Source organism: Nocardioides sp. Z22_16 (assembly GCF_058134365.1).
Genome location: NZ_JBYTTI010000001.1, coordinates 686,148 through 712,143, shown reverse-complemented (window position 1 = coordinate 712,143; position 25,996 = coordinate 686,148). Strand labels below are relative to the sequence as shown.

The window sequence follows — 25,996 nt, the reverse complement described above, 5'->3', positions numbered from 1 at the left end:
AGGTCGATCCGAGGAGAACCACCATGCGAAGCACAGCCAGACTCGCCAAGGCCCTGGCGGCCACGATCGCGCTGTTCGTGGTCGCGCTCGTCGGAGCGCCGCCGGGCTTCGCCGCGGGCCCCTCGCTCGAGGTGAGCGCGAAGGACGGTCTCACCGACGGCCAGCAGGTGACGCTCACCGGCAAGGGCTTCGCGCCCGGGATGGGGCAGATCGCGGCCGGGCAGTGCATCGAGGGCTACACCGGCCCCAGCCACTGCAACCTCCAGGGCGGTGCCACGTTCCGCAACGCCGACGGCGCCGGCTCGATCGGGACCTTCACCATCGTGGTCAAGGAGAAGTTCGGCTCCTACGACTGCACCAAGGTGCAGTGCGTGATCGCCGCCGCTCCGCTGCCGACCGCCGAGGACGCGGCGACGGTCGCGGCCAACCAGGTGGTCATCCCGATCACCTTCGGTGCCGGGGCCACCGAGCCGGTCACCGAGGACGCGGGAGGCGAGGAGGCCGAGGAGGAGACCGCGGGCGGGAACGAGGCGGCCCCGGGCGGGGGCGACGACACCCTGCCCCAGACGGGCGCCGGTGAGGTCGTGGCGCTCTCCGTGCTGGGTGCGGTCGTGCTGCTCCTGGCCGGGGCCGGGCTGGGCCTCGGCGCCCGTCGCCTGGGGGGTGTCGCGTGAGGGCGCGTCGCCTGCTGGCCGGCGCAGCAGCCGCCTCGCTGGCCGCCGTCACCCTGGGCTTCGCCACGCCTGCCTCGGCCGCACCCGTGACCTCCTCCCAGACGGTCGCGTGCCAGACCGCGCACTTGGCGCCGACGCCGGAGAAGCCCTACTTCCCGACGTTCGACTGGGCGGCCTCCCTCACGGTGACCGCGCAGACCGACGGGACCAACACCCACCTCGAGATCCAGGCCAACGACCTGGCGAAGCCCGGGGGGGTCGGGATCGTGCCGATCGCGCTCAAGGACGCCAAGACCGTCGCCAAGATCACCGCGACGGTCAACGGCACGCCGGTCACGCTGGAGGGTGCGGGTGGACCCGTCGACGTCGCTGCCAACGCGCCGGTGCCGGTGCCGAAGGTGTCTGCGACGATCCCGGGCGCGACGACCCCGATCTCCGTGGTGGTCACGAACATCCAGATCGACGCGGCGGCGATGGGCTACGTCCTGCCCACCTACTGCCCGATCGAGGGCACCGCGCTCAGCTGGGCGATCGGTGACGTCGGCGTGGACGGCGCGGCCGGCCCGCTGCCGACACCCACTCCGGTCCCGACGCTGACCGCGGCCCCGACGCCGTCCCCGTCGCCGTCGCCGTCGCCCACGGAGAAGCCCAGCAAGAAGCCGGAGCCCACCAAGACCCCCGGCAAGGGCAAGGAGCCGAAGAGCTCGAGCAGCAAGGGGAGCCCCGCCACCGGGAAGGTGACCTACGCCTGCGTGCTGCAGCCCTTCGGGAGCGACTTCGACTACACCCCCAGCGTCCGGCTGGCCGGCTCGCGCGCGAAGGCGGGTGACCAGAAGGTCTCCCTCGCGGCGAGCATGAGCGAGATCCCGGGCCTGGCTCCGGTGCCGATCGAGAACGGCACCATGGACGTGACGATGAACGCCAAGATGGGCGGCGAGTCCGTGGCGCTGAAGGGAAGGTCGACGGTCAACGCCGCGTCGTACGGCACCGTGCCGGTGCCGACGCTGACCGCCCAGATGAGCAGCTCGGCCGAGGAGGCCGACGTCGAGGTGACCGGCTTCTCGTTCGCCTTCGGCGAGATGTCCGGGGTGACCATCAGCGCTGAGTGCGACGTGAAGGGCGGCGGTGCCCTGGGCGCGGCCACCTTCGGCGTGGGCGAGATGCCGGAGTCCGACCCGGGCACGGCGCCGGTCGGTGGCACGCCGGGGGGTGGCACGCCGGCCGGCGGCACTCCCAGCACCAGCACCCTGCCGCAGACCGGGTCGGGTGCGCCGCTGGCGATGCTGGGGCTGTGGTCCAGCGCGCTCGTGCTGGCGGGCGTGGCGTTGTTCCTCCACCTCCCGCGGCGTCGCCAGGGGACCTGACCGGCACACAGCACCACCGACACACAGCACCACCGGGGCGGGCTAGGGCCCACCCCGGTGGTGTGTGCGTCTGCGCGGCCCGGCGTGGGCCGGCGTGGGCCGGCGTGCCTCAGGCCAGCTCGGCCAGGGCCGGGTCGAACGACCGGGAGGCCTCGAACCCGCTGGCGGTGAGCTTCTCCACCGAGATGGGGGAGGACGGCGACGCGATCTCGCCGCGGTACTGCAGGGCCGGCAGCCCCTGCTCGGCCGAGAGCCGGTCGAAGAGCTTGGCGTTGGTCGGGGGCACCTGCGCGTGGGTCAGGTTGAAGAGGCCGCTCGTGTCGTGGTGCACCGCGTGCACCACCGCCTCGGCCGCGTCGTCGACGTGCAGGCGGTAGAGCAGGGCGTCGCCGGAGAAGGGCACGGACCCGCCGAGGAACCGGTGGGCCATCGCGACCTTCTCGGCGATCGGCGGGTCGCCGGGACCGAAGATGTCGCCGCATCGGAAGATCGTCGCCCGGTCGCCCGTCGCGGCGTAGACCCGTTCCATGGCCAGGAAGTTGCTGGGGCTCGGATCGGTGGAGGCGGTCACGGGCGATGCCTCGTCGATCACCTCGAGGTGGTCGGCGGCGTCGCCGTAGACCGAGAGCGAGGAGAGCGCCACCAGGCGGGTCTGCGGCCCCGAGGCGGCCACGACGTTCTCCGCGGTGCGGACCAGCACGTCGTGGTAGGTCTTCGCCCGGCCCTCCGGGGTCATGGAGCCCTGGGCGGAGGGTCCTGCGGTGACCACCACCACGTCCTGGCCGGCCACGGCCTCGCGGACCGTCGCCTCCTCGGAGCCCCGCAGCACGACGGCGCGGTGGAAGCTCTCCCGGAGCGTGGCCACCTTCTCCTCGCTGGTGGCGGTGACGGTCACCTCGTGGCCGAGGCCGGCCAGCTGCCGGGCGGCCGCGGAGCCGACGAACCCGGCTCCGATGACAAGGACCTTCATGCGTTCTCCTCCATCTGTGTGAAGCCGGCGCGCACTGCGACCAGCTCGTCGACCCGCTCGGCCCCCAGGAACCTCTTGGAGAGCTCGTTCATCGGGTCGAGGGTGTATCCGAGGGTGCGGACGCGGTGGTCCCGGGCGCGGAGCGCGGCGCGCTCCTCCACCGGCGTCGCCACGGCGTCGCGCACCCAGCCCAGCCACGTGTCGACGCGGTCCCGGACCACCTGGCGCAGCGTCTCCACGACGTCCTCGGTGCGGTCGGCCACGTAGGAGTGGGCGATCGGGGAGAGGAAGGCGCGCATGTAGGTGCCGTGGCTGACCGACCAGGTGAACCGGTCGTCGCCGCGCAGGGCCAGGAACTTCTCGTTCTCCGGCTCGTAGTAGCGGGCGAGGTAGTCGGCGTCGACCATCAGGTCTCGCCGCGCCACGCACTCGGAGTAGAAGAACACCTGCGGGATGGTGCCGAAGACCAGGATCAGGTGCGGCACGTCGATCTGGGGGCCGAGCCAGACCTGGAGGTTCATGTCCAGGATCGAGCTCTTGCGGTTGCCGATCCAGGAGTGGACCAGCCACTCCGCGGCCGGCCCCTCGACCGACTGGTCGCCGGAGAAGGTGTGCATCGCCCCCTCGTAGCTGCCGTCCTCGGTGGCCCAGTAGTCCAGCCCCTCGCTCGCCGGGTGCGGCTGCACCGGGAGCTCGGCCACGATGCGTTCCTTGGCCTCGCTGAGGATCTTCCAGAACTCCGCCCACAGCTCGGAGTTGTCGACGTCGGGGTTCTCCGCCAAGAACTCGTGGATGGTCTTGGTCTGGGCGCTGCTGCTCATGCGGACAGAGTATAGATATATGATCTATTCTGTCAGGAGGTGGAAGCGATGATCGTGGTGGTGAGTCAGGCCCGCACCAAGCCGGGTGAGGAGCATGCGAGCGCCTACATCGCGCTGAGCGGTGAGTTCGGCCGGTTCTTCGCCGGGCAGCCCGGCTTCCGCGGCAGGCGCCTGGTGCGCGGCGTGGAGGACCGCCAGCACTTCACCCACCTGCGTTGGTTCGACTCCGTCGAGAGCTACGAGGCGTGCACCGGAGCCGAGGGCTACGTCGAGCACACCGTGCTCATGTACGAGCACCTCGAGCCCTACGACTCCTACCCGCGCGAGTACCTCGAGGTCGTCCTCGACGAGGCCGATCCGCAGGTGGGGGCATGACGACGTTCGTCCTGGTGCACGGAGCGTTCCGTGGCGGCTGGGCCTGGCGCGAGGTCCGGCCGCACCTCGTCGCCGCCGGCCACGACGTGCACGCCCCCAGCCTGATCGGCGCCGGTGAGCACCACGAGCGGGTCCGGGACGTCGCCGGCCTCAAGGTGTGGTCGGACCAGGTCAGTCGACTGATCCTGCTGGAGGACCTGCGCGAGGTGATCCTCGTCGGGCACAGCCAGGGCGGTCTCGTCACGTCGTCGGTGGCGTCCCGGATCCCGGACCGGATCGCCTGCGTGGTCCATCTCGACGCTGCCGTGCCCGCCGCCGGTGAGCGCGCCGTCGATCTGGGCCCGGCGCCGTCCCGGCTTCCCGAGCGGGGCACCGTCGTCCAGGCGAGCCCGGTCCCCCCCGACTCCGGGGAGTACGACGAGGAGACGGCCCGCTGGCTCAACGAGCGCCTCAGCGCCAGCCCGGTGGGTCCGGCGCTGGACCCGGTGCCCGCCGTGCCGGCCGAGGTCCGCGAGGTCTTCGCGTTCTGCGCGCGCACCCCCTCCGGCTACCCCTCGACCCACACCCGGGCCCGGCTCGAGGCGCAGGGACGCCAGTTCACCGTCCTGGACGCCGGGCACGACGCGCCCCTGACCGCGCCCTCGCTCGTCGCCGCCCTGCTCCTGGAGCAGGTGCCCCGCCCGTTCAACCCGCACGCGCACACCTCCGACGCGACCAGTACGACGCGCCCGATCATGAAAGGTCTCCGATGACCACCTCCGAGCAGGGATCCGCCGCCGCCAACCTCAAGCCCGGGTGGCAGGGCAGGTTCTTCGAGGACTTCGAGGTGGGCGACGTCTACCAGCACCCGCTCGGCCGGACCCTCACCGAGCACGACAACATCTCGTTCTCGCTGCTCACGATGAACACCAACCAGATGCACTTCAACAGCGAGTACGCCAAGCGGTCGGAGTTCGGGAAGCCGCTGGTCGTCTCGACGCTGACGGTGGCCATCGCGGTGGGCCAGTCGGTCACCGACCTCACCCAGAACGCCTTCGCCAACCTGGGCTGGGACGACATCCGGATGACCCACCCGGTCTTCGCCGGGGACACCCTCTTCAGCGAGTCGGTGGTCCTGGAGAAGCGCGAGTCGGCCTCGCGTCCGCACGCCGGCATCGTCACGGTCAAGACCCGCACCCTGAACCAGCACGGCGACGAGGTGTGCTCGTTCAAGCGCATGTTCTACGTCTACAAGCAGGGGGCCGAGCAGCTCGAGGGGATCTTCCCCGAGGGCAAGCGCTCCCTGCTCGCCGGCACCGACCTCGCCGAGGACTGACCGGGATGCGGATCACCTTCGCCCCGTGGGGCGAGACCCTGGCGGAGCTGGCGGACGCGGCGCGCCGTGCGGAGGAGGCCGGCGCCCAGGTGATCTGGGTGCCCGAGCTGCACCGCAGCGCCAGCGTGAGCGCGGCCGCGATCGCCCAGGCCACCAGCACCGCCCAGGTCGGCACGGCCATCCAGCTCGCCTTCGCACGCAGCCCCATGGTGACCGCCCTGGAGGCGCTGGACCTGGACGAGCTGGCCGAGGGCAGGTTCATCCTGGGTCTGGGCTCCGGGGTGAAGCGCCTCAACGAGGAGTGGCACAACGCCCGCTGGGGCAAGCCGGTGGGTCACCTGGACGAGGTGGTCCGCAACATCCGGCACTTCGTCTCCCACGCGACGGCCGGCGAGGAGATGCGGCTGGAGGGCGAGCACGAGCCGATGCGGATCCGCGGCTACGAGCGTCCCTACCCGGTCCGCAGGACCCGGATCCCGGTCTACCTGGCCGCGATGGGCCCGGCGATGACCCGGCTGGCCGGGCGCATCGGCGACGGCTGGATCAGCCACGAGCTCTGCTCCCCGAAGTACCTCGCCGAGCGCACGCTCCCCGAGATCGAGGCGGGCCTCGCCGCGGTCGAGGGGCGCACGCGCTCCGACATCGAGCTGGTCGTCTCGGCCTGCTGCTCGGTGGACCCGGACCCGCGCGCCGCCGTCGACCGGGTGCGCGGCCACGTGGGCTTCTACGCCAGCGTCCGCTCCTACGCGGACTTCTTCGAGTTCCACGGCCTGGGCGAGGCCCAGCAGGAGGTGATCGAGGTCTTCGGCTCCGGCCGGGGCGCCGAGCACCTGTCGGCCGCGGTCACCCCCGAGATGGTGGACGCGATCACCCTCAACGGCGACCGGGACCGCGTCATCGAGCAGATCGACGGCTACCGGGGCCTCGCCGATGCGGTGAAGCTCTCCGCCCCCACCCACGGCCTGAGCCCGGCGCAGGTCCGGGCCGGCCAGGACGAGGTCATCGGCCTCATCGAGACCCTCACCAAAGGATGACGCACATGAGCCAGCAGCCGGACCAGCGCATGAAGCCGCTCCAGGACGTCAGGATCATCGCGCTCGAGCAGTACGGAGCGGGACCCTTCGGCAGCGTGCACCTCGCCGACCTGGGGGCCGACGTGATCAAGATCGAGGACCCGCGGGTGGGCGGCGACGTCGGCCGCTACGTGCCGCCGTACTTCGAGGGCGAGGACTCGCTCTTCTTCGAGACCTTCAACCGCAACAAGCGGTCGATCTCGCTGGACATCAAGACCCCCGAGGGGCGCGCGGTCTTCGAGGACCTGGTCCGGCACGCCGACGCGGTCTACTCCAACCTGCGCGGCGACGTGCCGGAGAAGATCGGGATCACCTACGACCAGCTCAAGCACCTCAACCCCGCGATCGTCTGCTGCTCGCTGTCCGGCTTCGGGATGACCGGGCCGCGGCAGCAGGAGCCGGGCTACGACTACGTGCTGCAGGGCCTGGCCGGCTGGATGGAGCTCACGGGGGAGCCGGACGGCCCGCCCACGAAGTCGGGCCTCTCGCTGGTCGACTTCTCCGGCGGCTACGTCGCCGCGCTGTCGCTGATGGCGGGGCTGCACGCGGCGAAGCGCGACGGCGTCGGGATGGACTGCGACGTCAGCCTCTACGACACCGCGATGGCGATGCTCACCTACCCGGCCACCTGGCACCTGAACGCCGGCTACACGCCGAGGCGGATCAGCCACTCCGCGCACCCCTCGCTCGTCCCCTTCCAGGCCTTCGAGGCGGCCGACGGGTGGTTCGTGGTGGGCTGCGCCAAGGAGAAGTTCTGGGTCCGCCTGGCCGAGGTCATCGGCCACCCGGAGTGGGCGCAGGAGGGTTCGCCGTACGCGACCTTCTCGCTGCGCCAGCAGCACCAGGCCGAGCTGACCGCCGCCCTCGAGGCGATCTTCGCGACCGAGACCGTGGACCACTGGCTCTCGCTCTGCTACCCGGCCGCGATCCCCTGCGGCCCGATCAACGACGTCGAGGCCGCCCTCAAGGACGAGCACCTGGTCGCCCGCAACATGCTAGTCACCACCGAGCACCCCCGCTACGGCACCGTCACCCAGGTGGCCTCGCCGGTGCGGGTGGGCGCCGAGCTCCCCGACTACCGCCGCGCCCCGCAGCGCAACGAGCACTTCCTCGAGGTGCTCACCGAGGTCGCCGGATACGACGCGGACCGGATCGCCGAGCTCGCGGCCGCCGGCGCCTTCGGCGCCGCGCCCCAGGCCGAGGAGCAGGTGGACGTGGCCCAGGCGTCCGGGGCCGCGGAGGCCTGAGGATGCCCGCGGAACACTCCCCGAGCACCGCCGCCGCGCTGGCTCGCTGGGTCACCGGTGACCTGGCGGTCCCCGCCGCGGTCGACGCCGCCGCGCTGCGCCACCTGCTCGACGGCCTGGGCACCGCGGTCGCCGCCGTGCGGGCCGACGCCGCCGTGCCGGCGCTCACCGTGGCCCTCGGGCTCGGCGGCCCGGCGGAGGCCACCGTCCTCGGCACGTCGACCAGGATCTCGGCGCCCGCGGCCGCGCTGGCCAACGGCACGCTCGTGCACGCGCTCGACTTCGACGACACGCACGCCGGCGGCCTGGTGCACGCCACCGCCGTGGTGCTCCCCGCCGCGCTCGCGGTGGGGGAGCAGGTCGGAGCCGGGGGTCGCGCGGTCCTCGACGCCGCGGTCGTGGGCTACGAGGTCGCCTGCCGGGTCGCCTCCGCCGCGCCGCACGGCTTCCACGCCGCCGGTCTGCACGCGACCATGGTGGCCGGGGTCTTCTCCTCCGCCGCGGTCGCGGCCAGGCTGCTCGGGCTGGACGCGGCCACCACCACCCACGCCCTCGGGATCGCGGGCAGCCAGGCCGGCGGACTGCTGGCCTTCCTGGCCACCGGCGCCAGCACCAAGCAGCTGCACCCCGGGTTCGCCTCCCAGGCCGGCATCCTGGCGGCGCGTCTCGCGGCGGCCGGGGCGACGGGTCCCGAGACCGTCTTCGACGGCCCGCACGGGGTCTACGACGCCCTCGCCACCGGACCGGTCGACGTCTCGGTGATCCTGCGCGACCTGGGCTCGGTGTGGGAGACCACCCGCATCGGGATCAAGCCGTGGCCGGCCTGCCAGCTGGCGCACGCCACCATGGCCGCGGCCGCGCAGGGCCTGGCGAGCGCCGGTGCCGACGCGGAGAGGGTCGTCGCGGTGCACGCGCGGGTGCACCCGGACTCCGCCTCGGTGGTCTGCGTCGCCGACCGCGACCTGGTCCACCCCGCCAGCCCGTACGCCGCCAAGTTCAGCCTGCCGTGGAGCGTCGCCGCGCTGCTCGTCGACGGCCACGTCGGGGTGGAGACGTACGCACCCACCCAGCTCGCCCGCCCGGAGATCAGCGCGCTGGCCGCGCGGATCACCTGGGAGGAGACCGCCGGCCACGGGGTCGCCGCCGACGCGGCCGGCGACGTCGTCCTGACGCTGGCCGACGGGAGCGTCGTCGCCGGCCACGTCGACCGCAGCCCCGGTGGCGGGTCGGCCCCGCTGGCCGACGCCGACCTGCGCGCCAAGCTCGCCGGCAACGCCGGGCCGCTGGCCGACGCGCTGGCCGACGCGGTCCTCGCGCTGCCCGCCGCCCCCGACCTGACCCTGCTCCTCACCCGTGCCGCCGCCGCGGCCGACGCACCCCTGGAGGTCCCCGCATGACCCTCGCCGCCATCGAGCCCGACGAGTTCGACTGGTTCCCCTACCAGGGCTTCACCTTCTGCCTCGGTCTCACCGAGGGCGACTCCGCCTGGACCTCGGGGCACACCTCCGCGCGCCACGATCCCGCCCTCGGCAGGATGACGGTCGAGGGCACCATGGAGCAGCAGGCCCGGATCGCCTATGCCAAGTGCCTGGCGATCCTCGAGGGGGCCGGCTTCGGGCCCGAGGACGTCACCCGGGTCAGCGAGAACGTCACGGTCGCCGGGCTGCCCGCCTACGAGGACGCGGCCGGGGTGCGCCGCGAGCTGCTCGGGGAGCGCCCGACCGTGCGCACCGTGGTGGTCGAGCGCCTGGTGCGGCGCGCCGCCTGGCTCGAGGTCGAGCTGCACGCGGTGCGGGGCGGTGGGGCGCAGCTCCGGGTGGCCTCCGAGGCCCGCGACGCGGGGACCTGGCAGGCCTCCTCGATCACCGAGGGGGAGGACGGCGTGGTCTACCTGCCGACCGTGACCCCGATCGACGAGCACGGCGACGTGGTCTTCGAGGGTGACTTCGTCTCCCAGTACCGCTACGTGCTGGAGCGGGCGGGCGACCTGCTCGAGTCGGTCGGTCTCACCCTCGGCCACGCGGTCACCACCTACGACTACTCCACCCCGGAGACCCGCGCGGTCTACCGCGGCACCCACCGGGTCCGCAAGGAGCTGCTGGGCGACAACGAGGGCGGGGTCTACCCGGGGGCCGGCGGCATCCTGATGAGCCGGCTGCACGCCCCCGGCGCGCTGGTGGCGATCGACGTGACCGCCTCCCGGCACCCGCTCGAGCTGGTCAACCCCGGGTGGTCCCGCTACGACACGCTGACCTACGCCCCTGGGGTGAGGGCCGGGCGCACGCTGTTCATGTCCGGCTTCGCGGCCCTCGACATGGAGTCCCAGCAGGCGCTGCACGCCGGCGACCTGGGCCGGCAGGCGGAGGCGACGTACGGCGCGATCCTGCACCTGCTCGAGCACGCGGGCCTCGGACCCGCGGACCTGCGCGAGACCACGGAGTACTGCGTGGAGTCGGCCGTCGGCGACTACAAGGCGGTCGCCGAGGTGCGCGAGCGACTCCTCGGGCCCCCGTGGCCGGCGTCGACCGGGGCCCTGTGCCACAGCCTGCTGCGCCCCGAGTTCCTGCTCGAGGTCTTCCCGACCGCGCTCTACCCCTCCCTCCCCGGGACCGTCACGGCGGAGGCCCGCCCATGAGCCTGCTCACCGACGAGGTGCGGGCCCTCGAGGGCCGCACCAAGGTCTACACCGCGCCGGAGCCGTTCGGCGCCGCCGCGGGCCGCTACTTCGGGCTCGCGATCGGCGACGCCAACCCGCTGTACTCCGACCCCGACTACGCCCGCGCCCAGGGCCTGGCGGGGGTCACCGCACCCCCGACGCTGGTCTGCGAGACCAATCAGTACGCCGGCCTCCCGATGGACCACGAGGGCTACGCCGGGCACACCTGGGACCTCGACATCCCGCACACCCGCCAGGTCCGCGGTGGCAACTCCTACACCTTCCACCGCCGCATCCGCCCCGAGGACGTGGTCACCGCGACCTGGCGGATCACCTCGGTGGGCGAGAAGGTCACCGGCTCGGGCAGCGCGATGCTGATCATCGCCTCGACCGCGACCTACACCAACCAGGACGACGAGCTGCTCGCGGAGAACGCGGAGACCATCATCTTCGTCGAGCTCGCCCGCAGCGGGACGGAGCAGGCATGAGCCAGACCCTTCCGGCCGGCTTCGCCGACCACGCGAGCATCGCCGTCGGCGACCCCGTCCCGCCGCTGGAGCGCACGATCGGGCTCACCGACATGGTCGCCTACGCGGGCGCCACCTGGGACTGGCACCGGCTGCACTACGACACGGCGTACGTCGCGGAGAAGGGCCTGCCCGGCCCGATCGTGGACGGGCAGGTCTTCGGTGCGCTCCTGGTGGAGATGCTGCAGGACTGGCTCGGCCCGCAGTCGTTCGTGCACCGGCTCGAGTTCACCTTCCGCAACCTGGTCTTCGCCGGTGAGCGGCTGCGCTGCACCGGCACGGTCACCGAGGTGGCCGACGGCCGCCTCACCGTGGAGCTGGGGGTCGTCGTGGTGGCCGAGGACGGCACCGCCGGCCGGGCGGCCGTGGCGCCGGCACGCGCGGTGGTGCTGCTCGGCACCCCCGACGGACCGGGGGCATCGTGAGCACCGGCGTCGCGATCGCCGGGGCGGCCGAGTGCGACCTGGGCGTCACCGGGAAGTCGATCCTGACCTTGCAGAGCCAGGCGGTCACCCGCGCGCTGGCCGACGCCGGGCTGACCCTGGCCGACGTCGACGGCCTCGCCACCAACGGCATCTCCCGCTTCTCCGCGACCCAGCTCGCCGACTACCTCGGCGTGGTTCCCACCTGGACGGATTCGACCTTCGCTGGCGGCAGCGCCTTCGAGATGTACCTGGCCCGCGCCACCCAGGCGATCCAGGCCGGCCAGGCGAGCGTGGTGGTGATCTCCTTCGCCTCCAACCAGCGCTCGGCCCGCTCCCGCCGGCTCGGCGGCGTCCACGAGCCGTGGGTGCCGGAGGCGGCCTTCGAGGAGCCCTACGACCCGCTGTTCCCGTTGTCGTACTACGCCATGGCGGCGCAGGCCTACCTGCACCGCTACGGCGGCACCCGTGAGCAGCTGGCCGAGGTCGCGGTCGCCGCCCGCGAGTGGGCGCTGCTCAACCCGCGAGCCTTCCGGTACGGGAAGGGCTCGCTGAGCGTCTCCGACGTGGTCGACTCCCCGATGATCTCCTCGCCCTTGACGGCGGCGGACTGCTGCCTGGTCACCGACGGCGGGGGAGCGGTCGTGGTGACCTCCCTCGAGCGGGCCCGCGACCTGGCCCGCCGGCCGGTCGAGGTGCTCGGCTACGGCGAGCGGACCACCAACACCTCGTTCACCGCGGTCGCCGACCTGGCGGTGCCGGGCGCGCGGGGCGCTGCCCAGGACGCCTACGCACGCGCCGGCGTCACCGCCGCCGACGTCGACGTCGTCCAGGTCTACGACTCGTTCACCCTCACCACCGTGCTCAGCGTCGAGGCGCTCGGCCTGTGCGGCGAGGGGGAGGCGCTGGAGCTCATCCAGGGGGGCCGGATCCGCCCCGGCGGTGACCTCCCGCTCAACACCTCCGGGGGAGGGCTCTCCTACTGCCACCCGGGCCAGTTCGGGGTCCTGCTGCTCGTCGAGGCGGTGCGCCAGCTGCGCGGCGAGTGCGGCGCCCGTCAGGTCGAGGGTGCCGAGGTGGCCGTGGCGCACGGCACCGGCGGGATCCTCTCCACGCACGCCACGGTCGTCCTGGGGGTGGACCGATGAGCCTCCCCGGCGAGCTCCCCAGGGCATGGGTCCCCGGCCCCGTCCCTCCCGCCGACGAGAACACCGACGGCTACTGGGCGGCGACCGCCCGGCACCGGCTCACGGTGCAGCGGTGCTCGGCCTGCCGGCACGTGCAGCACCCCCCGCGGGCGCTCTGCACCGGCTGCGGCTCGATGGACCACCTGGCGCAGGCCGAGGTCGCCGGCACCGGGGTCGTGGACACCTTCACCGTGGTCCACCGGGCGCCCCGGCCCGAGGTCGAGGTGCCCTACACCGTGGCGCGGGTCCGCCTGGCCGAGGGCCCGGTCGTGCTCACCCGCCTGGAGCCCGCGGAGCCGCAAGGCGGCGGCTGGCGGATCGACGACCCCGTCGTCGTGGCCTGGGCCGATCTCGACGACGGCCGGGCCGTCCCCTACTTCATCCCCCGCACCGAGATCTGAGAGGCAGAGATGGACTTCACGCTCAACGAGGACCAGGCGGAGTTCAAGGCGTTGCTCCGGCACTTCGTGGACCGGGAGATCGTGCCGGTTGCCCGGGAGTGGGAGCAGGCCGGTCGCTACCCCACGGAGATCGTCGCCGGGATGGCCGACATGGGCCTCTTCGGCATCACCGTCCCCGAGGAGTACGGCGGCCTCGACCTGGACCCGGTCTCCTTCGCCCTGGTCTTCGAGGAGCTGGCCCGCGGCTGGATGGGCATCGCCGGCATCCTGGGCAGCCACTCGCTGGCCTGCCGGCTGATCCACATGCACGGGACGCCCGAGCAGCGGGAGAAGTACCTCCCCGACCTCGCCACCGGCAAGCGTCGCTCGGCCATCGGTCTCACCGAGCCCGACGCGGGCACCGACCTCCAGGGGATCCGCACCACCGCGCGGCTCGACGGCGACCACTACGTGGTCAACGGCTCCAAGACCTGGATCACCAACGCCCGGTACGCCGACCCGCTGCCCGTCCTGGTCAAGACGGACCCCGGCGCCTCACCGGCGCACCGGGGGATGAGCGTGCTCCTGATCGAGGCCGGGACCCCCGGCTTCGAGGTCACCAAGGACATCGGCAAGCTCGGCTACAAGGGCACCGAGTCGTGCGAGGTCGTCCTCGACGACGTGCGCGTGCCGACGTCCCAGCTGGTCGGGGGCGTCGAGGGGCGCGGCATGCAGCAGGTGCTCTCCGCCCTGGAGTGGGGACGGGTCAACATCGCGGCCCGCTCGGTGGGCATCGCCCAGCGCGCTCACGACGAGGCGCTCTCCTACGCCCAGCAGCGCAAGGCGTTCGGGCAGCCGATCGCGGAGTTCCAGGCGATCCAGCTCAAGCTCGGCGAGCTCGGCACCCAGGTGCAGGCGGCCCGGTTGATGGCCTACTGGGCGGCCGACGCGGTGCGCAGCGGGCGCGCGGACGGGGCCACCGGGATGGCGAAGATCTTCTGCTCGGAGGTGGCGCTGCAGGCGGCGATCGACTCGATGAAGGTGCACGGGGGCTACGGCTACTCCACCGAGTTCGAGGTGGAGCGGCTCTACCGCGACTCGATCCTGATGAGCATCGGCGAGGGCACCAACGACATCCTGCGCACGGTGGTGGCGAAGTCGCTGATCAAGGGGGAGACCCGTGTCGGCTGAGGCTGCCGGGCCGGCTCCTGTGTCCGGAGCCAGGCTGTCGCGCTCCGCGCTCTACGTCCCCGGGGACGCGCCGGAGAAGCTCCGCCGCGCCCTGGGCCGCGGTGCCGACGAGCTGATCGTCGACCTGGAGGACGCGGTGGCCCCGGACCGCAAGGCCTTGGCCCGTGACCTGGTGGCCACCTGGCTCGACGGGCTCCCGCCCACCGACGTCGAGGTCTGGGTGCGGGTCAACTCCGGCGCGGCCGCGCTCGACGACATCCGTGCCGTCGCAGCCGCCCCCGGGCTGGCCGGGGTGACCCTGGCCAAGGTCGAGTCGCCCGAGCAGGTGGTGGCGGCGGCCGCGCTGCTCGACGAGCTCGGCTCCACCGCCCGGATCGTGCCGCTCCTGGAGAGCGCCGCAGGCGTGCTGCGGGCCGCGGAGATCGCGGCCGCGCCCCGGGTGCACCGGCTCCAGGTGGGGGAGGCCGACCTGCGCGCCGACCTCGGGGTCACGCTCGGACCCGACGAGCGCGAGCTGCTCTGGGTGCGCTCCCAGGTCGTGCTCGTCTCCGCGGCCGCCGGCATCGCCCCGCCGATCGCCCCCGTCTCCACCGACTTCCGCGACCTCGACGCCCTCCGCGCCTCGACCGAGGCGCTGGCGCGGCTGGGCTTCATGGGGCGGGCCTGCATCCACCCGGCGCAGGTGGCCACGGTCAACCAGGTCTTCACCCCCACCGCGGAGGCGGTGGCGGAGGCCGAGGAGCTGCTGGCGGCACTGGCCGCCGCCGGCTCCGGCGTGGCGCTGGACGCGCGCGGCCGGATGATCGACGAGGCCGTGGCCCGGCAGGCGCGGCTGGTGCTCGCCCGGAGGCGGTGACCCGACCGGGGCCGCCGGGGCGGCCCATGTTTCGGGAGTGTTTCAGATCACACAAATCTCCGCACAGGCCTGTCCTCTGAGGTCACAATCATATATCTTATCCGATTGAGACCCAGGCCACACCACCCGAGGGTGCGGCCACCAAGGAGGAACCCATGCGTTTTCGAAGAATCGCCGGAGTGGCATCCGGAGCCCTGGTGCTGGGGGCGTTGGGCGTGCCAGCCCTGTCCACCACCGCGTCCGCAGCCCCGGTCGCGACGTCGTTCTCCGCCTCTTGTGCGTACGGCACCTTTGCCCCGACGACCTACACGAGCGACGTCTCCGTCGAGGTGACCGGCACGGATGTCACCCTGGACTTCGAGGCGCCGTTCAAGACCGGCATGCCGGGTGCGTTCCCGACCATCTCCAGGATCGCCCCGACCGTGACGCTGGATGTCGACGGCCAGGAGGCGGTCCTCACCGGCGCGTCGACCTACGACCCGGCCGTACCCGGCAACTCGAACTTCGACCTGCCGCAGGTGGCGGGCACCCTCGACGCCGCGACTGCCGGCGACGCCGTCTCGGTGGAGGGCTTCTCGGTCAACATGACCGTGCTGGGCCAGACCGCCACGGTGGACTGCACGATCCTTCCTCCGCCTCCCGTCGTCCTCACCGCCAGCCAGGCGTTCGACTGCTCGGCCATGGGCTACGGCATGGTCTACACGGTCAACTCCAGCGTGACCTCGACGGGCACCGGCGTGACGGCGACCCTGGCCGACAAGTTCAGCCCCGGGATGCCGTCCTTCGTGAAGGTCCAGAAGATCGCCGTCGACCTGGGTGTGACCCTCGGTGGCGAAGAGGTGGATCTGGCAGGCGAGGTCGCCTACGACCCCGTGCGTGACGGCAACGGCGCCTTCGACCTGCCGACTGTCAGCGGCACCCGCACCGGCACCGCCGACCCGTCCACGGTGACGGTCGACTCGCTGGGCATCGTGGTGACCTCGGGTGGCGTGGAGTACCCGGTCGACTGCGCCAAGGCTGTGGACCCGACGCCGACCCCGACGCCGACCCCCACGCCGACGCCGACGCCGACCCCCACGCCGACGCCGACCCCCACGCCGACGCCGACCCCGACGCCGACCGTGACGCCGACCGTGACGCCGACCCCGACGCCGAAGCCGACGCCGACCCCGACCGTCCCGGCGGCCCAGTCGTCCAAGACGACGGTCAAGATCAAGGCCAACAAGAAGAAGAAGCAGGCCGTCCTCACGGTGTCGGTCAAGGGCGCTGACGCGAAGGCGACCGGCAAGGCCAAGGTCGTGATCAAGCTGGGCAAGAAGAAGTTCAAGACCGTCACGGTGACGATCAAGAACGGCAAGGGCAAGGTCACCCTCAAGAAGCTCAAGAAGGGCGCCTACAAGGTCAACGTGAGCTACGGCGGCGACGCCGCTCACCTGGCCTCGAAGGCCAAGGGCTCCTTCAAGATCTGACCCCCGCACCCCTCCAGGACACTGGCCCCGACGGATCTCCGTCGGGGCCAGTGCTGTGTGCCGGTGCTGTGTGCCGGTGCTCGTGGGGCGGTGCTCAGAGTCCGTAGCGGGCGAGCTTGTCGTTCTTCTTGGCGTAGCCCGGGCTCATGAACCGCCTGGCCAGCCGGGTGGAGGTGAGCCACGCGATCTCGTCGCCGTTCCGGGTGCTGGCCAGCATCCGGGCGACCAGCTCCGGGGCCACCTCGTCCACGTGGTCGACGAGGATGTTGAGCATCCGCCGCTGCTGGGCCACCTGCTCGGGTGCGGCGGCCGCCTCACGCAGCCAGCCGTCCGTGATCAGGATGCCCGGGCGCACCTGTCCCACCAGCACGCCGGTCCCGTCGACCTCCTTGACCAGGGCCCGGGTGAACATGTCGAGCCCGCGCTTGGTCGCACCGTAGACACCCATGCCGGGGCGGATCCTGCCGTCGCTGCCCCCACCCAGCACGTTGAAGAGCTGGCCGCCCCCCTGCGCGGTCATGCCCCGCACCGCGGTCTGGGAGCCGAAGATGGTGCCCAGCATGTTGGTCTCCACCATGCTGCGCACGGCCGCCGGGGCCGTCTCCACGATGGTCTGCGTGGTGTGGGCGACCCCCGCGTTGTTGACCCACAGGTCCACGCTGCCGAGCTTGTCGACGGCGCAGCCCCACAGCTGCTCGACGGAGTCCGGGTCGCTGACGTCGACGAGCTGCCCGACGACCGTGCCCCCCTCGGCCGCCTCGAGCTCGGCGACCACGGAGCGCAGCGCCTCCTCGTCGCGTCCGCTGACCACCACGTGATGCCCGCGGCGGTGCAGCTCCCGGGCCATCGCCCGTCCGATCCCCTTGGTGCTCCCTGTGACTACGACGTTCTTCGTCATTCACCCTCCCGGTGCAGTTGGACCACGACCTTGCCGCGGTTGCGGCCGGACATCAGTGCCTCGAACGCGGCGCCGGCCTGCTCGAGCCCGTTCCAGGTCTCCTCGACCAGCCGGAGGGTGCCGGCGGCGAGCAGGGCGCCCACGTGCTCGACGTGCTCCCCGGCGAGGTCGGCGTGGTCGTGGACCACGAGACCGCGCACGGTCGCCCGGGCGAGCATCAGTGCGCCCGCCCGGATCCGGGTGGGCGGCGCTCCGTTGGACTGGTCGATCAGGCCGCACAGCGAGACCCGGGCGCCGAGGGCGAGGTGCTCCACGACGCCGTCCAAGGTGGCCTGGTCACCCATGTGCAGGTAGGCGTCGACCTTGTCGGGACAGGCGGCGTGCAGCTGGTCGGTCCAGTCCGCCGCGGTGCGGACCACGACCTCGTCGTAGCCCAGGTCGTGCGCCAGGGCGACCTTCTCGCGGCTCCCGACGATGCCGACGGTGCGGGCCCCGCTGCGGCCGGCCAGCTGGCCGGCCAGCGAGCCCACGCCGCCGGTGGCGGACGAGACGACCACCGTCTCGCCGGGGCGTGGCGCCAGGTGGCGCACGTGGGCGGCATAGGCGGTCAGTCCCGGCATGCCGAGGATCCCGAGGGCCGCGGAGGTGGGCACGCCCTCCGGGACGCGCAGCCGCGCGGCCAGGGCGACCGGGAGCACGGCGTGCTCGCGCCAGCCGGTCTCACCCAGCACGAGCGAGCCCACCGGCAGCGCCGGGTCGTCGGACTCCACCACGGTGGCGACGGCGCGTCCGGGCATCGCCTCCCCCGGCCCGAGTGCCGGGTCGTCCAGGTGTCCCTGGCCCAGCAGCGAGCGCAGGTAGGGGTCGAGCGACAGCACGTCGACCCGCACCAGGACCTGGTCCGCGGTGCGGAGGGGGAGCGGCTCCTCGCGGACCGCGAAGTCCCCGGCGACCGGGAGCCCCCGCGGCGACGACGCGACGACGACGACACGGGTGGTGGCCGGGGCCGGTGCAGTCATGTAGATATAATATACGGATGGCCTCCTCCCGGATCTACGGTCCGCTGATCTCCGCGGGCTCCCTGGACGACCACGTGCCGCTGCTGACCGACGTCTTCGGGATGCGTGTCGAAGCGGGCGCCCAGCTCCCGGCCGACTCCACCAGGGCGCTCTTCGGCACGGCGTGCGCGACCGAGCTCGTGGTGCTGCGCACACCCGGCGTGGCGGCCGGCGCCGTGCTCTGCCGCTTCGACTCCGAGCTGCCGGAGGCGGCGCAGACGATCCGCGACGAGCGGACCCGGCTCCACCGCGACGCCTTCCGGGTGATCGACTTCTACGCCCGGGACTTCGAGGGCGCGCTGGTCCACGCCCGGGACGCGGGCTTCCCGATGATCGGCAAGGAGGCGTCGTACGAGACCGGTGACGGCGGCTTCCGCGAGGCGCACCACCTGGGCGCCGACCACCTGGTGACCGCGTTCCTGCACGGTCCCGCGGAGTTCTTCACCGACTTCGCCGAGGTCCGCGACCGGGTCTCCAGCGAGCCGGTCAGCATCTCGCTGCCGCTCAGCGACGCCGGCCCCGCCCTGGCCTGGTACGAGCGGGTCTTCGGGTGGACGGTGGTCTACGAGTACGACTTCGTGGACGCGTCCTTCTCCGCGCTCGTGGGGGTGGACGCCGAGCTCCGGGTCAGGTCCAGCACCGTGGGCCCGAGCCGGCAGCAGACCTACGTCAACATCGTCGACTACGGGCACGCCGGCCAGGGCGGCTCGCTGCTCGGCTGCTCGGTGGCACCGCGGCGCGGGCTGCTCGGCCTCGTGGTCCTCACCGACGACCTGGACGAGCTGTTCGCCCGCGCCGGGGACGAGGCCCAGGTCGTCACCCTCGACCTGGCCCCGTTCGGCGTCGTCCGGGCCGGCGTGCTGACGCCGCCCTTCTCGGCGCCGCACCTGGTCGTCGAGCGCGGCTGAGGCTCACCCCGCCGTCGGGCGCGACAGGAACCTGCCGGTCGGGGCGGCGTCGGTGACCGTGCCGTCGGTCATGATCGCGGTGCCGCGCAGGAAGGTGTCGGTCACCCGGGCGGTGAGCTTGGCGCCCTCGAACGGCGTGTACTCCTGGGTGGAGAGCGACTCCTCGGCGCGCACCGTCCAGGCCGAGTCGGGGTCGACCAGGGCGATGTCGGCGTCCAGCCCGACCCGGATCGCGCCCTTGCGCGAGCCCAGGCCGTAGCGCTGGGCCGGGTTGGTGGCCGTGAGCTCGGCGATGCGGCCGTAGGAGAGCCCGCGCCGGCCGCCCTCGCTGACCATGCCGGCCAGCAGGTACTCGGCGCCGCCGAAGCCGGACTTGGCCAGGAAGACGTCGTCCTTGGGCTCGCCGAACTTGAGCTCCTCCTTGCAGCAGGCGTGGTCGGAGACCACCCAGTCGATCTTCCCGTCGAGGAGGTAGCCCCACAGCGCCTCCACGTCCTCCCGGGGGCGCAGCGGCGGGTTGACCTTGCCGCCCACACCGTGTGCGGTGTCGCAGTCGGCGAGGAGGTGGCCGACGGTCACTTCGCGGCGGAAGTCGATGTGCGGGAACGCCGCGGCCATGGTCAGGGCGGCCTCGACGGCCTTGCGCGAGGTCAGGTGGAGCAGGTTGATCGTGGGCAGCTCGGTCTCGTGCGCGAGGTACGACGCGATGGTGACCGCCAGTCCCTCCGAGTGCGGCGGCCGCGAGGCGCTGTAGGCGGGGAGCCCGGTCAGGGTCCCGTCCTCCTCGACCATCTTGGTGTAGGCGGACATGATCTCGGCCGTCTCGCAGTGCAGCGAGAGCGAGATCTGGTCCGCGATCTCCGGGTTCTCCTCGCGCGCCTTCTGGATCCCGCGCATCACGAACTCGAAGTGGGCGTAGTCGTACCGCTCGCCCTCGGGGGTCATCAGGAACTGCGACTGGTCGGTGCTGCGCCCGTGCAGCCCGTGGCTGCCGTAGAACATGAAGACCTTGAACGACGTCACCCCGTGGTCGGTGACCAGCGACCCGATCTCGTCGATGTGCTCCCGGCTCATCGGTGCCAGGTGGTAGGCGTAGTCGACCAGCGCCCGGCCCTCGGTCAGGGCGAGCACCTCGGGGAAGAAGTCGGCGTACGAGCCGCCCTTGTTGAGGTAGTACTGCCCGGTGCGCATGTAGGAGAGCGACGTGGTGACGCCACCCTGGGCGCAGGCGCGCGACTCGCTGGTCACGTCGTCGGGCAACGGGTTGTAGATGCCCCAGTGCTGGTGGGCGTCGACGACGCCCGGGAAGGCGACCTTGCCGCCGCAGTCGACCACGGTCGCGGCGAGCGACGGGTCGATCCCGGCCTCGATCCGGACGAACCTGCCGTCCTTGACGGCGAGGTCGACCTGCTGCGGCTCGTCGTGGCCGGGCAGCACCGCGGCCACGTGGGTGAGGAGGACGTCGAACTCGGTCACGGGGACTCTCCTGGGGTGAAGGTGGACAGGGGCTTCAGCACGGCGGCCAGGTCGGTCGCGGTGTGCAGGGAGAGGACGTCGTCGCGCACGGAGTCGGCGGCCTCGGGGGACAGGCGTCCCGCGATGTTGTCGCGGAACTTGGTGGCGAGCTCGTCGTCGGTGAGCGGACGGGCGGGCCCGCCTCGGTTGGTGAGCACCTCCTCGACGAGGACGTCGCCGTCGGTGGTGGTCAGGGTGACCACGGCGGGGAACTGGAACGGGTAGATCGCGTCGCACCGCTCGTCGGGCACCACGTCGACCTTCGCCATCAGGGCGCGGCGGACCGGGTCCTGGGCGAGGGCGTCGGAGTAGTCGTCGAGGCTGGTGCCGAGGCCGCCGCCGCCGAGCAGCCCTGCCGCGAAGGCGTACGGGCCGGAGAACTGCGCCTGGTAGCCGGTCTCGGGGGCCCGCTTGACCTCGATCGGCTCACCGATGGTGCGCACGGTCGCCCCGGCCACGCCGACGACCACCGTCGCCACGCGCTCCGCGGTGACCCCCCGCTCGCGGAAGGCCCGGCCGGCGTCGACGGTGGTGTGGGTGAAGTGGTTGGCCGGGTAGGGCTTGAAGAAGATGCCCGGCACCGACCAGTCGGTGCCCAGCCCCTCGGTCACCGCCTCCGGGAAGAACTGTCCGTGCAGCCAGGCCTCGAAGAAGCCGAACCGGCCCTCCAGCACGGTCGGCGGACCGGTGAACCCCCGGCTGACCAGCTGGGCGGCGGTGACCCCGGCCTGCGCCGCGAGCCCGCAGTGGAGGCGCTTGACGGTGCCGCCGGTGCGGTTCGCCTCGATCACGCCCGACGCCATCGAGGCGGTCAGCCCGAGGGCGTCGGCGATCCCTCGCTCGTCCAGGCCGTAGGCGATCGCGGCCGCGACCGCGGAGCCCATCGCGCCGGTGATCGAGGTGGCGTGCTGGCCGTGCTCGAAGTAGACGGAGTTGCCCAGCGCGGCGTCGTAGCCGGCCATCCCGAGCCGGACCGCCACCTCGATGCCGGCCGCGATCGCGCGGACCGCCACCTCGCCCGGGACGCCGGCGTGCTCGGCGGCGGCGAGTGCGGCGGGGACCACCGAGGCGCTGGGGTGCAGCACCGAGGGCAGGTGGGTGTCGTCGTAGTCCAGGGAGTGGGCGAGCACGCCGTTGGCGAACGCCGCCAGCGCGGCCGGGACCCGTGTCGGCTCGCCCACCACGGTGGCGACCGGGCGGCCGCCCTGGTCGAGCACGTGGTCGAGGGCGGCGGCCGACGTGGGCAGCCGGTGGGCTGCCACGCAGAGCCCCAGCACGTCGAGCGTGCGCTGGCCGACCGAGGCGGCCACCGCCTCGGGGACGCCGTGGCGTGCGGTGTGCGCCGCGAACGAGGCGAGCTGCTGGGCGAGCGTGGGCCCCCCCTGCGCCTCGCCCGTCGGGTTGCCCGCCGGGCGCGCCCCGGGGACGGGCGTGTAGGCGCTCATCCGCCCACCACGGCGAGGGGGCGGACGGGGGAGCCGGTGGCGCCGAAGAACTTCAGCGGCGACATCACGAAGAGGAACTCGTGGGCGGCCGCCGCCGCGAGGCCCTCGAGGTCGAGGGCCTCGATGATGTAGATCCCGCTCTCCACCAGCAGCACCCGGTGGGCGGGGAGCAGGCCGTGGCCGGCGCCGGGCGCGAGCTGCTCGTAGGCGATGGTGTCCGCGCCGGTGGCGTGGATGCCGAACTCGGCCAGGAAGGTGGCTCCCGCCTCCGAGACGCCCGGGACGCCGGTCGACAGGCCGCGGTAGGCGTCGCCGTCGCCGCTGTCGAAGTGCTGGCCCCACCCCGAGCGCACCAGCACGACGTCGCCCGTGCGGATCTCGGTGCGCTGTCGCTCCAGGGTCAGCTCGAGGTCCTCGACGGTGATCTCCCGGCCGGGGTCCAGCCGCTCGACGCCGAGCGCGGCGGGCACGTCGAGCAGGAGGCCGCGCCGCACCATCGGGGCGATGGTGTGGGCGCCGTGCTCCACGAACCGGCCGCCCACCTGGGCCGTGGCGGCGTCCACGTCCCCGTAGAGCCGGCCGTCCTGCGAGACGTGCGCCAGCGCGTCGACGTGGGTCCCCACGTGGGTCCCCATGGAGATCATGTCGTTGGCGGCGGACCCGCCGTCGGCCCGCACCATGTCGCCGTGGCGGCGCGGCATCGCGTGCCAGTACGCCGGGTGGTTGGGGGACTGGGGCATCCCGACGGTGAGGGTGCGGCCGAGGTCGTGCACCTCCAGCCCGGCGCGCACGGCGTCGAGGAGCAGCTCGGTGGTGGGGTGGCCGGCCGGACCGGGTCGAGTGCCGGGGCCCGAGGTCCCGGGGGTCCTGGGGGTCCTGGTCGTCCTGGGGGTCCTGGATGTCATCGTGCTGCGTCCTCGTCTGGGTGGATGGGTCAGGCGATCACGTGGCGGTCGCGGAGGTGCTTCAGCTCCTGCTCCTCGAGCCCCAGGGCACCGAGCACCTCATCGGTGTCCTGGCCGAGCGCCCGGCCGGTGAACTGGATCTCTCCCGGCGTCCGGGACATCCGCCACATGACGTTGTGCTGCAGCACCGGCCCGAGGTCGTCGTCCTCGACCTCGACGAGCATCCGGGTCTCGCGGACGTGCGGGTCCTCGACGAGGTCGCGGGCGGAGTAGATGGGCGCGATCGCCGCACCCGCCTCGGTGAACGCCGCGACGACCTCGTCCCGGCTCCGGGCGGCGATCCAGGAGCCCACCATCTCGTCGAGCTCGTCGGCGTGCGCGGCGCGCGAGTGGCCGGTGGCGAACCACGGCTCGGCGATCACCTCGGGGTGTCCGACCAGGCGCATCACCCGCTCGGCGATGGCCTGGGCGCTGGTGGAGATCGCCACCCAGTGGTCGTCCCCGGTGCGGTAGGCGTTGCGGGGGGCGTTGTTGGTGGAGCGGTTGCCGTGCCGCATCCCGACCTCGCCGGTCTGCTGGTAGATCGAGGGACCCGGGCCGACAGCCGCCATGATCGGGTCGAGCAGGTTGAGGTCGATGACCTGGCCCTGGCCGCCGTTGCGCTCGCGGGCGTAGAGCGCCATCGAGACGGCGGAGGAGGCGGCGATGCCGGCGATCGAGTCGGCGAGGCCGAACGCCGGCAGGGTCGGGGGTCCGTCCGCCGGGCCGGTGAGGTGGGCGAAGCCGCTCATCGCCTCGGCGAGGGTGCCGAAGCCGGCGCGCGAGGCATAGGGGCCGACCTGGCCGAAGCCGGTGATCCGGAGGAGGACGAGCCCGGGGTTGACCGCGTGCAGGACGTCGGGTCCCAGTCCCCACCGTTCCAGGGTGCCCGGACGGAAGTTCTCCACGACCACGTCGGCCTGGGCGGCCAGGGCGCGGAAGATGTCGGCACCGTCCGGCTCCTTGAGGCTCAGGCCGATCGTGCGCTTGTTGCGCGAGACCTCCTTCCACCAGATCGGGACGCCGTCCTTGGCCGGCCCGTGCCCGCGCATCCCGTCACCGGCGACGGGGTGCTCGATCTTGATGACGTCTGCCCCGAAGTCACCCAGGACCTGGCAGGCCAGCGGGCCGGCGAGGATGGTGGAGGCGTCGAGCACGCGCACTCCGGCGAGGGGTCCCATGGCGAAGGATCATATATCATCTACGACCATGAGGGTTGACGTGCTCGTCGTCGGAGCAGGGGCCGCCGGGCTCGCCTGCGGCATCGAGGCCGCGCGCGGTGGTGCGCGCGTGCTGCTGGTGGAGAAGGACACCCGGCTCGGCGGCACCCTCCACCTCAGCGGGGGTCACCTCGCGGCCGGCGGGACGGCCCGGCAGGCCGAGCGCGGCATCGAGGACTCGCCGGCGTCGCACCGCGCCGACGTGATGCGGATCAGCGGCGGCACCGCGCGGGCGGACCTGGTGGGGATCGTCACCGAGCACGCCCCGCAGACCCTGGAGTGGCTGGCCGGGCGCGGCTTCGCCTTCGCCGCCGAGACCCCGCGGATCGTCTACGGGCACGAGCCCTACCGCATCCCACGGACCGTCTACGGGGTCGACGAGGGCCTCTCGATCCTGACCGTCCTCCAGGAGGAGCTCGAGCGGGTACGGGCCGACGCGGACCTCGAGGTCTGGACCGGGGCGATGGTGACCGAGCTGCTCGTCGGCGACGGTGACGGTGACGGTGACGGGCGGGACGCCGTCACCGGGGCGCGCGTGCAGCGCGGCGGCGAGGAGACCGAGGTGCGCGCCGGGGCCGTGGTGCTGGCCACCGGCGGGTACGGCGCGGACCCGGAGCTCTTCGCCGAGCTCGAGGGCGCCCCCCTCGTCTCCGCGGCGGCGCGGACCTCGACCGGGGACGGGCTGCACCTCGGTCTCGCGGTGGGGGCGGCGCTGCAGGGAGCGGGCACCTACCTGCCCACCTTCGGCGGCCTGCCGGACCCGGTCACCCCGGGCCGGGCCAACTGGCACGACCGGCAGCGGCTGACCAGCGAGCGGCCGCCGTGGGAGATCTACGTCGACCGCACGGGCCGGCGCTGGGTCGCCGAGGACGAGCCGTCCATCGACGAGAAGGAGCGGGCGCTGACCGGGGTGCCCGACCAGACCTTCTGGACGGTCTTCGACGACGCGGCCCTCGACGCCGCCACCGGCGAGCTCCAGATCGTGGTGGGCAAGGAGCCGGACGAGGTGCGTGCGATGGCCAACACCCGGCCCGGGGTGCACGCCGCCGCCGACCTGCGCGAGCTGGCCTCGCTCGCCGGCATCGACCCCGAGGGTCTCTGCGCCACGGTGCGCGCCTACAACGAGGCCGTGGCCGCCGGGACCGACCCCGAGCACGGCCGGACCCACCTGCCGGCGCCGATCGCCCGCGGCCCGTTCTACGCGCTGCGCAACCACGCCATCACCCTGGTCACCTTCCAGGGCCTCGACATCGACTCCGACTGCGCGGTGCGCGACGACGCCGGGGAGGTGATCGGGGATCTCTACGCCGTCGGCGAGGTGATCGGCGCGGGCGCCACCTGCGGCAACAGCTTCTGCTCCGGGATGCTGCTCACCCCCGCCCTGACGCTGGGCCGCCTGCTGGGTGCCAGGCTGGCGCGCGACCGGGCCGGGGTCGGCGGCCGCGCCCGCTGAGCCGAACGCGCCCCGTCACCGCCTGCGC

26 protein-coding genes are annotated in these 25,996 nt (G+C 72.9%); 18 read left to right on the top strand and 8 right to left on the bottom strand.

Annotation, left to right across the window (positions count from 1 at the left end):
• Positions 1 to 23: 23 nt before the first annotated feature.
• Positions 24 to 674 carry a neocarzinostatin apoprotein domain-containing protein gene (locus tag AC3X7R_RS03440; protein WP_489964158.1) on the top strand — a complete coding sequence of 217 codons (651 nt, stop codon included), beginning with the start codon at positions 24 to 26 and terminating at the stop codon, positions 672 to 674.
• On the top strand, positions 671 to 2,038 hold the full coding sequence (locus AC3X7R_RS03435) for a hypothetical protein (RefSeq protein WP_489964157.1): 1,368 nt from the start codon (positions 671 to 673) through the stop codon (positions 2,036 to 2,038). The genes AC3X7R_RS03440 and AC3X7R_RS03435 overlap by 4 nt, the downstream gene beginning before the upstream one ends.
• A 109-nt stretch (positions 2,039 to 2,147) precedes the next feature.
• Here the strand turns inward: AC3X7R_RS03435 and AC3X7R_RS03430 are convergent, their stop codons facing one another.
• Positions 2,148 to 3,008 carry an NAD-dependent epimerase/dehydratase family protein gene (locus AC3X7R_RS03430; protein ID WP_489964156.1) on the bottom strand — a complete coding sequence of 287 codons (861 nt, stop codon included), beginning with the start codon at positions 3,006 to 3,008 and terminating at the stop codon, positions 2,148 to 2,150.
• Complete coding sequence (locus AC3X7R_RS03425) at positions 3,005 to 3,829, bottom strand: hypothetical protein (protein ID WP_489964155.1); 825 nt, start codon at positions 3,827 to 3,829, stop codon at positions 3,005 to 3,007. The genes AC3X7R_RS03430 and AC3X7R_RS03425 overlap by 4 nt, the downstream gene beginning before the upstream one ends.
• 48 nt (positions 3,830 to 3,877) lie before the next feature.
• On the opposite strand from AC3X7R_RS03425, the gene AC3X7R_RS03420 reads away from it, so the two are divergent.
• The 14 genes from AC3X7R_RS03420 to AC3X7R_RS03355 all read left to right on the top strand — a co-directional run bounded on the left by AC3X7R_RS03420 (position 3,878) and on the right by AC3X7R_RS03355 (position 16,527).
• Positions 3,878 to 4,204, top strand: a complete 327-nt coding sequence (locus AC3X7R_RS03420) for an antibiotic biosynthesis monooxygenase family protein (protein ID WP_489964305.1) — start codon at positions 3,878 to 3,880, stop codon at positions 4,202 to 4,204.
• Entirely contained in the window at positions 4,201 to 4,956 is a 756-nt protein-coding gene (locus tag AC3X7R_RS03415) for an alpha/beta fold hydrolase (protein WP_489964154.1), read from the top strand. Before AC3X7R_RS03420 ends, AC3X7R_RS03415 begins: the two co-directional genes overlap by 4 nt.
• A complete protein-coding gene (locus tag AC3X7R_RS03410) occupies positions 4,953 to 5,519 on the top strand; it encodes a MaoC family dehydratase (RefSeq protein WP_489964153.1) in 567 nt (188 codons plus the stop codon). Before AC3X7R_RS03415 ends, AC3X7R_RS03410 begins: the two co-directional genes overlap by 4 nt.
• Before the next feature lie 5 nt (positions 5,520 to 5,524).
• Entirely contained in the window at positions 5,525 to 6,553 is a 1,029-nt protein-coding gene (locus AC3X7R_RS03405; protein ID WP_489964152.1) for an LLM class flavin-dependent oxidoreductase, read from the top strand.
• A gap of 5 nt (positions 6,554 to 6,558) precedes the next feature.
• On the top strand, positions 6,559 to 7,839 hold the full coding sequence (locus tag AC3X7R_RS03400) for a CaiB/BaiF CoA transferase family protein (protein WP_489964151.1): 1,281 nt from the start codon (positions 6,559 to 6,561) through the stop codon (positions 7,837 to 7,839).
• A gap of 2 nt (positions 7,840 to 7,841) precedes the next feature.
• The gene (locus AC3X7R_RS03395) at positions 7,842 to 9,236 is read left to right on the top strand and encodes an MmgE/PrpD family protein (protein WP_489964150.1); all 1,395 of its coding nucleotides are present in this window, start codon (positions 7,842 to 7,844) and stop codon (positions 9,234 to 9,236) included.
• Positions 9,233 to 10,474: a Rid family hydrolase gene (locus AC3X7R_RS03390; protein WP_489964149.1), complete on the top strand. Its 1,242-nt coding sequence runs from the start codon at positions 9,233 to 9,235 to the stop codon at positions 10,472 to 10,474. The genes AC3X7R_RS03395 and AC3X7R_RS03390 overlap by 4 nt, the downstream gene beginning before the upstream one ends.
• Positions 10,471 to 10,983, top strand: a complete 513-nt coding sequence (locus AC3X7R_RS03385) for an FAS1-like dehydratase domain-containing protein (protein ID WP_489964148.1) — start codon at positions 10,471 to 10,473, stop codon at positions 10,981 to 10,983. Before AC3X7R_RS03390 ends, AC3X7R_RS03385 begins: the two co-directional genes overlap by 4 nt.
• Complete coding sequence (locus AC3X7R_RS03380; protein ID WP_489964147.1) at positions 10,980 to 11,447, top strand: MaoC family dehydratase; 468 nt, start codon at positions 10,980 to 10,982, stop codon at positions 11,445 to 11,447. Before AC3X7R_RS03385 ends, AC3X7R_RS03380 begins: the two co-directional genes overlap by 4 nt.
• A complete protein-coding gene (locus tag AC3X7R_RS03375) occupies positions 11,444 to 12,592 on the top strand; it encodes an acetyl-CoA acetyltransferase (protein ID WP_489964146.1) in 1,149 nt (382 codons plus the stop codon). The genes AC3X7R_RS03380 and AC3X7R_RS03375 overlap by 4 nt, the downstream gene beginning before the upstream one ends.
• Complete coding sequence (locus AC3X7R_RS03370; RefSeq protein ID WP_489964145.1) at positions 12,589 to 13,032, top strand: Zn-ribbon domain-containing OB-fold protein; 444 nt, start codon at positions 12,589 to 12,591, stop codon at positions 13,030 to 13,032. The genes AC3X7R_RS03375 and AC3X7R_RS03370 overlap by 4 nt, the downstream gene beginning before the upstream one ends.
• A gap of 9 nt (positions 13,033 to 13,041) precedes the next feature.
• Positions 13,042 to 14,202 (top strand): acyl-CoA dehydrogenase family protein, encoded by a 1,161-nt coding sequence (locus AC3X7R_RS03365; RefSeq protein ID WP_489964144.1) that lies wholly within the window; start codon positions 13,042 to 13,044, stop codon positions 14,200 to 14,202.
• Positions 14,192 to 15,058: an HpcH/HpaI aldolase/citrate lyase family protein gene (locus AC3X7R_RS03360; RefSeq protein WP_489964143.1), complete on the top strand. Its 867-nt coding sequence runs from the start codon at positions 14,192 to 14,194 to the stop codon at positions 15,056 to 15,058. Before AC3X7R_RS03365 ends, AC3X7R_RS03360 begins: the two co-directional genes overlap by 11 nt.
• A gap of 179 nt (positions 15,059 to 15,237) precedes the next feature.
• Positions 15,238 to 16,527, top strand: coding sequence for a hypothetical protein (locus tag AC3X7R_RS03355; RefSeq protein WP_489964142.1), 1,290 nt, complete (start codon positions 15,238 to 15,240; stop codon positions 16,525 to 16,527).
• 94 nt (positions 16,528 to 16,621) lie between these two features.
• Here the strand turns inward: AC3X7R_RS03355 and AC3X7R_RS03350 are convergent, their stop codons facing one another.
• Together AC3X7R_RS03350 and AC3X7R_RS03345 are read right to left on the bottom strand one after the other, a co-directional pair.
• Positions 16,622 to 17,425, bottom strand: a complete 804-nt coding sequence (locus AC3X7R_RS03350) for an SDR family NAD(P)-dependent oxidoreductase (RefSeq protein ID WP_489964141.1) — start codon at positions 17,423 to 17,425, stop codon at positions 16,622 to 16,624.
• Positions 17,422 to 18,444 carry an MDR family NADP-dependent oxidoreductase gene (locus tag AC3X7R_RS03345; protein WP_489964140.1) on the bottom strand — a complete coding sequence of 341 codons (1,023 nt, stop codon included), beginning with the start codon at positions 18,442 to 18,444 and terminating at the stop codon, positions 17,422 to 17,424. Before AC3X7R_RS03345 ends, AC3X7R_RS03350 begins: the two co-directional genes overlap by 4 nt.
• Positions 18,445 to 18,461: 17 nt before the next feature.
• Here AC3X7R_RS03345 and AC3X7R_RS03340 point away from each other — a divergent pair, with 17 nt between their 5' ends.
• A complete protein-coding gene (locus AC3X7R_RS03340; protein WP_489964139.1) occupies positions 18,462 to 19,391 on the top strand; it encodes a VOC family protein in 930 nt (309 codons plus the stop codon).
• Positions 19,392 to 19,394: 3 nt separating this feature from the next.
• On the opposite strand, the gene AC3X7R_RS03335 is transcribed toward AC3X7R_RS03340, so the two are convergent.
• Genes AC3X7R_RS03335 through AC3X7R_RS03320 form a run of 4 tightly spaced genes read right to left on the bottom strand, consistent with a single transcriptional unit; the run spans position 19,395 to position 24,476 of the window.
• The gene (locus AC3X7R_RS03335; RefSeq protein ID WP_489964138.1) at positions 19,395 to 20,867 is read right to left on the bottom strand and encodes a dihydroorotase; all 1,473 of its coding nucleotides are present in this window, start codon (positions 20,865 to 20,867) and stop codon (positions 19,395 to 19,397) included.
• Positions 20,864 to 22,351, bottom strand: a complete 1,488-nt coding sequence (locus tag AC3X7R_RS03330) for an MmgE/PrpD family protein (protein ID WP_489964137.1) — start codon at positions 22,349 to 22,351, stop codon at positions 20,864 to 20,866. Before AC3X7R_RS03330 ends, AC3X7R_RS03335 begins: the two co-directional genes overlap by 4 nt.
• Entirely contained in the window at positions 22,348 to 23,256 is a 909-nt protein-coding gene (locus AC3X7R_RS03325) for a cyclase family protein (RefSeq protein ID WP_489964136.1), read from the bottom strand. Before AC3X7R_RS03325 ends, AC3X7R_RS03330 begins: the two co-directional genes overlap by 4 nt.
• Before the next feature lie 29 nt (positions 23,257 to 23,285).
• Positions 23,286 to 24,476: a CaiB/BaiF CoA transferase family protein gene (locus tag AC3X7R_RS03320; protein WP_489964135.1), complete on the bottom strand. Its 1,191-nt coding sequence runs from the start codon at positions 24,474 to 24,476 to the stop codon at positions 23,286 to 23,288.
• Between the two features lie 28 nt (positions 24,477 to 24,504).
• On the opposite strand from AC3X7R_RS03320, the gene AC3X7R_RS03315 reads away from it, so the two are divergent.
• Positions 24,505 to 25,968 (top strand): FAD-dependent oxidoreductase, encoded by a 1,464-nt coding sequence (locus AC3X7R_RS03315; protein WP_489964134.1) that lies wholly within the window; start codon positions 24,505 to 24,507, stop codon positions 25,966 to 25,968.
• The last annotated feature ends 28 nt before the right edge of the window (positions 25,969 to 25,996 follow it).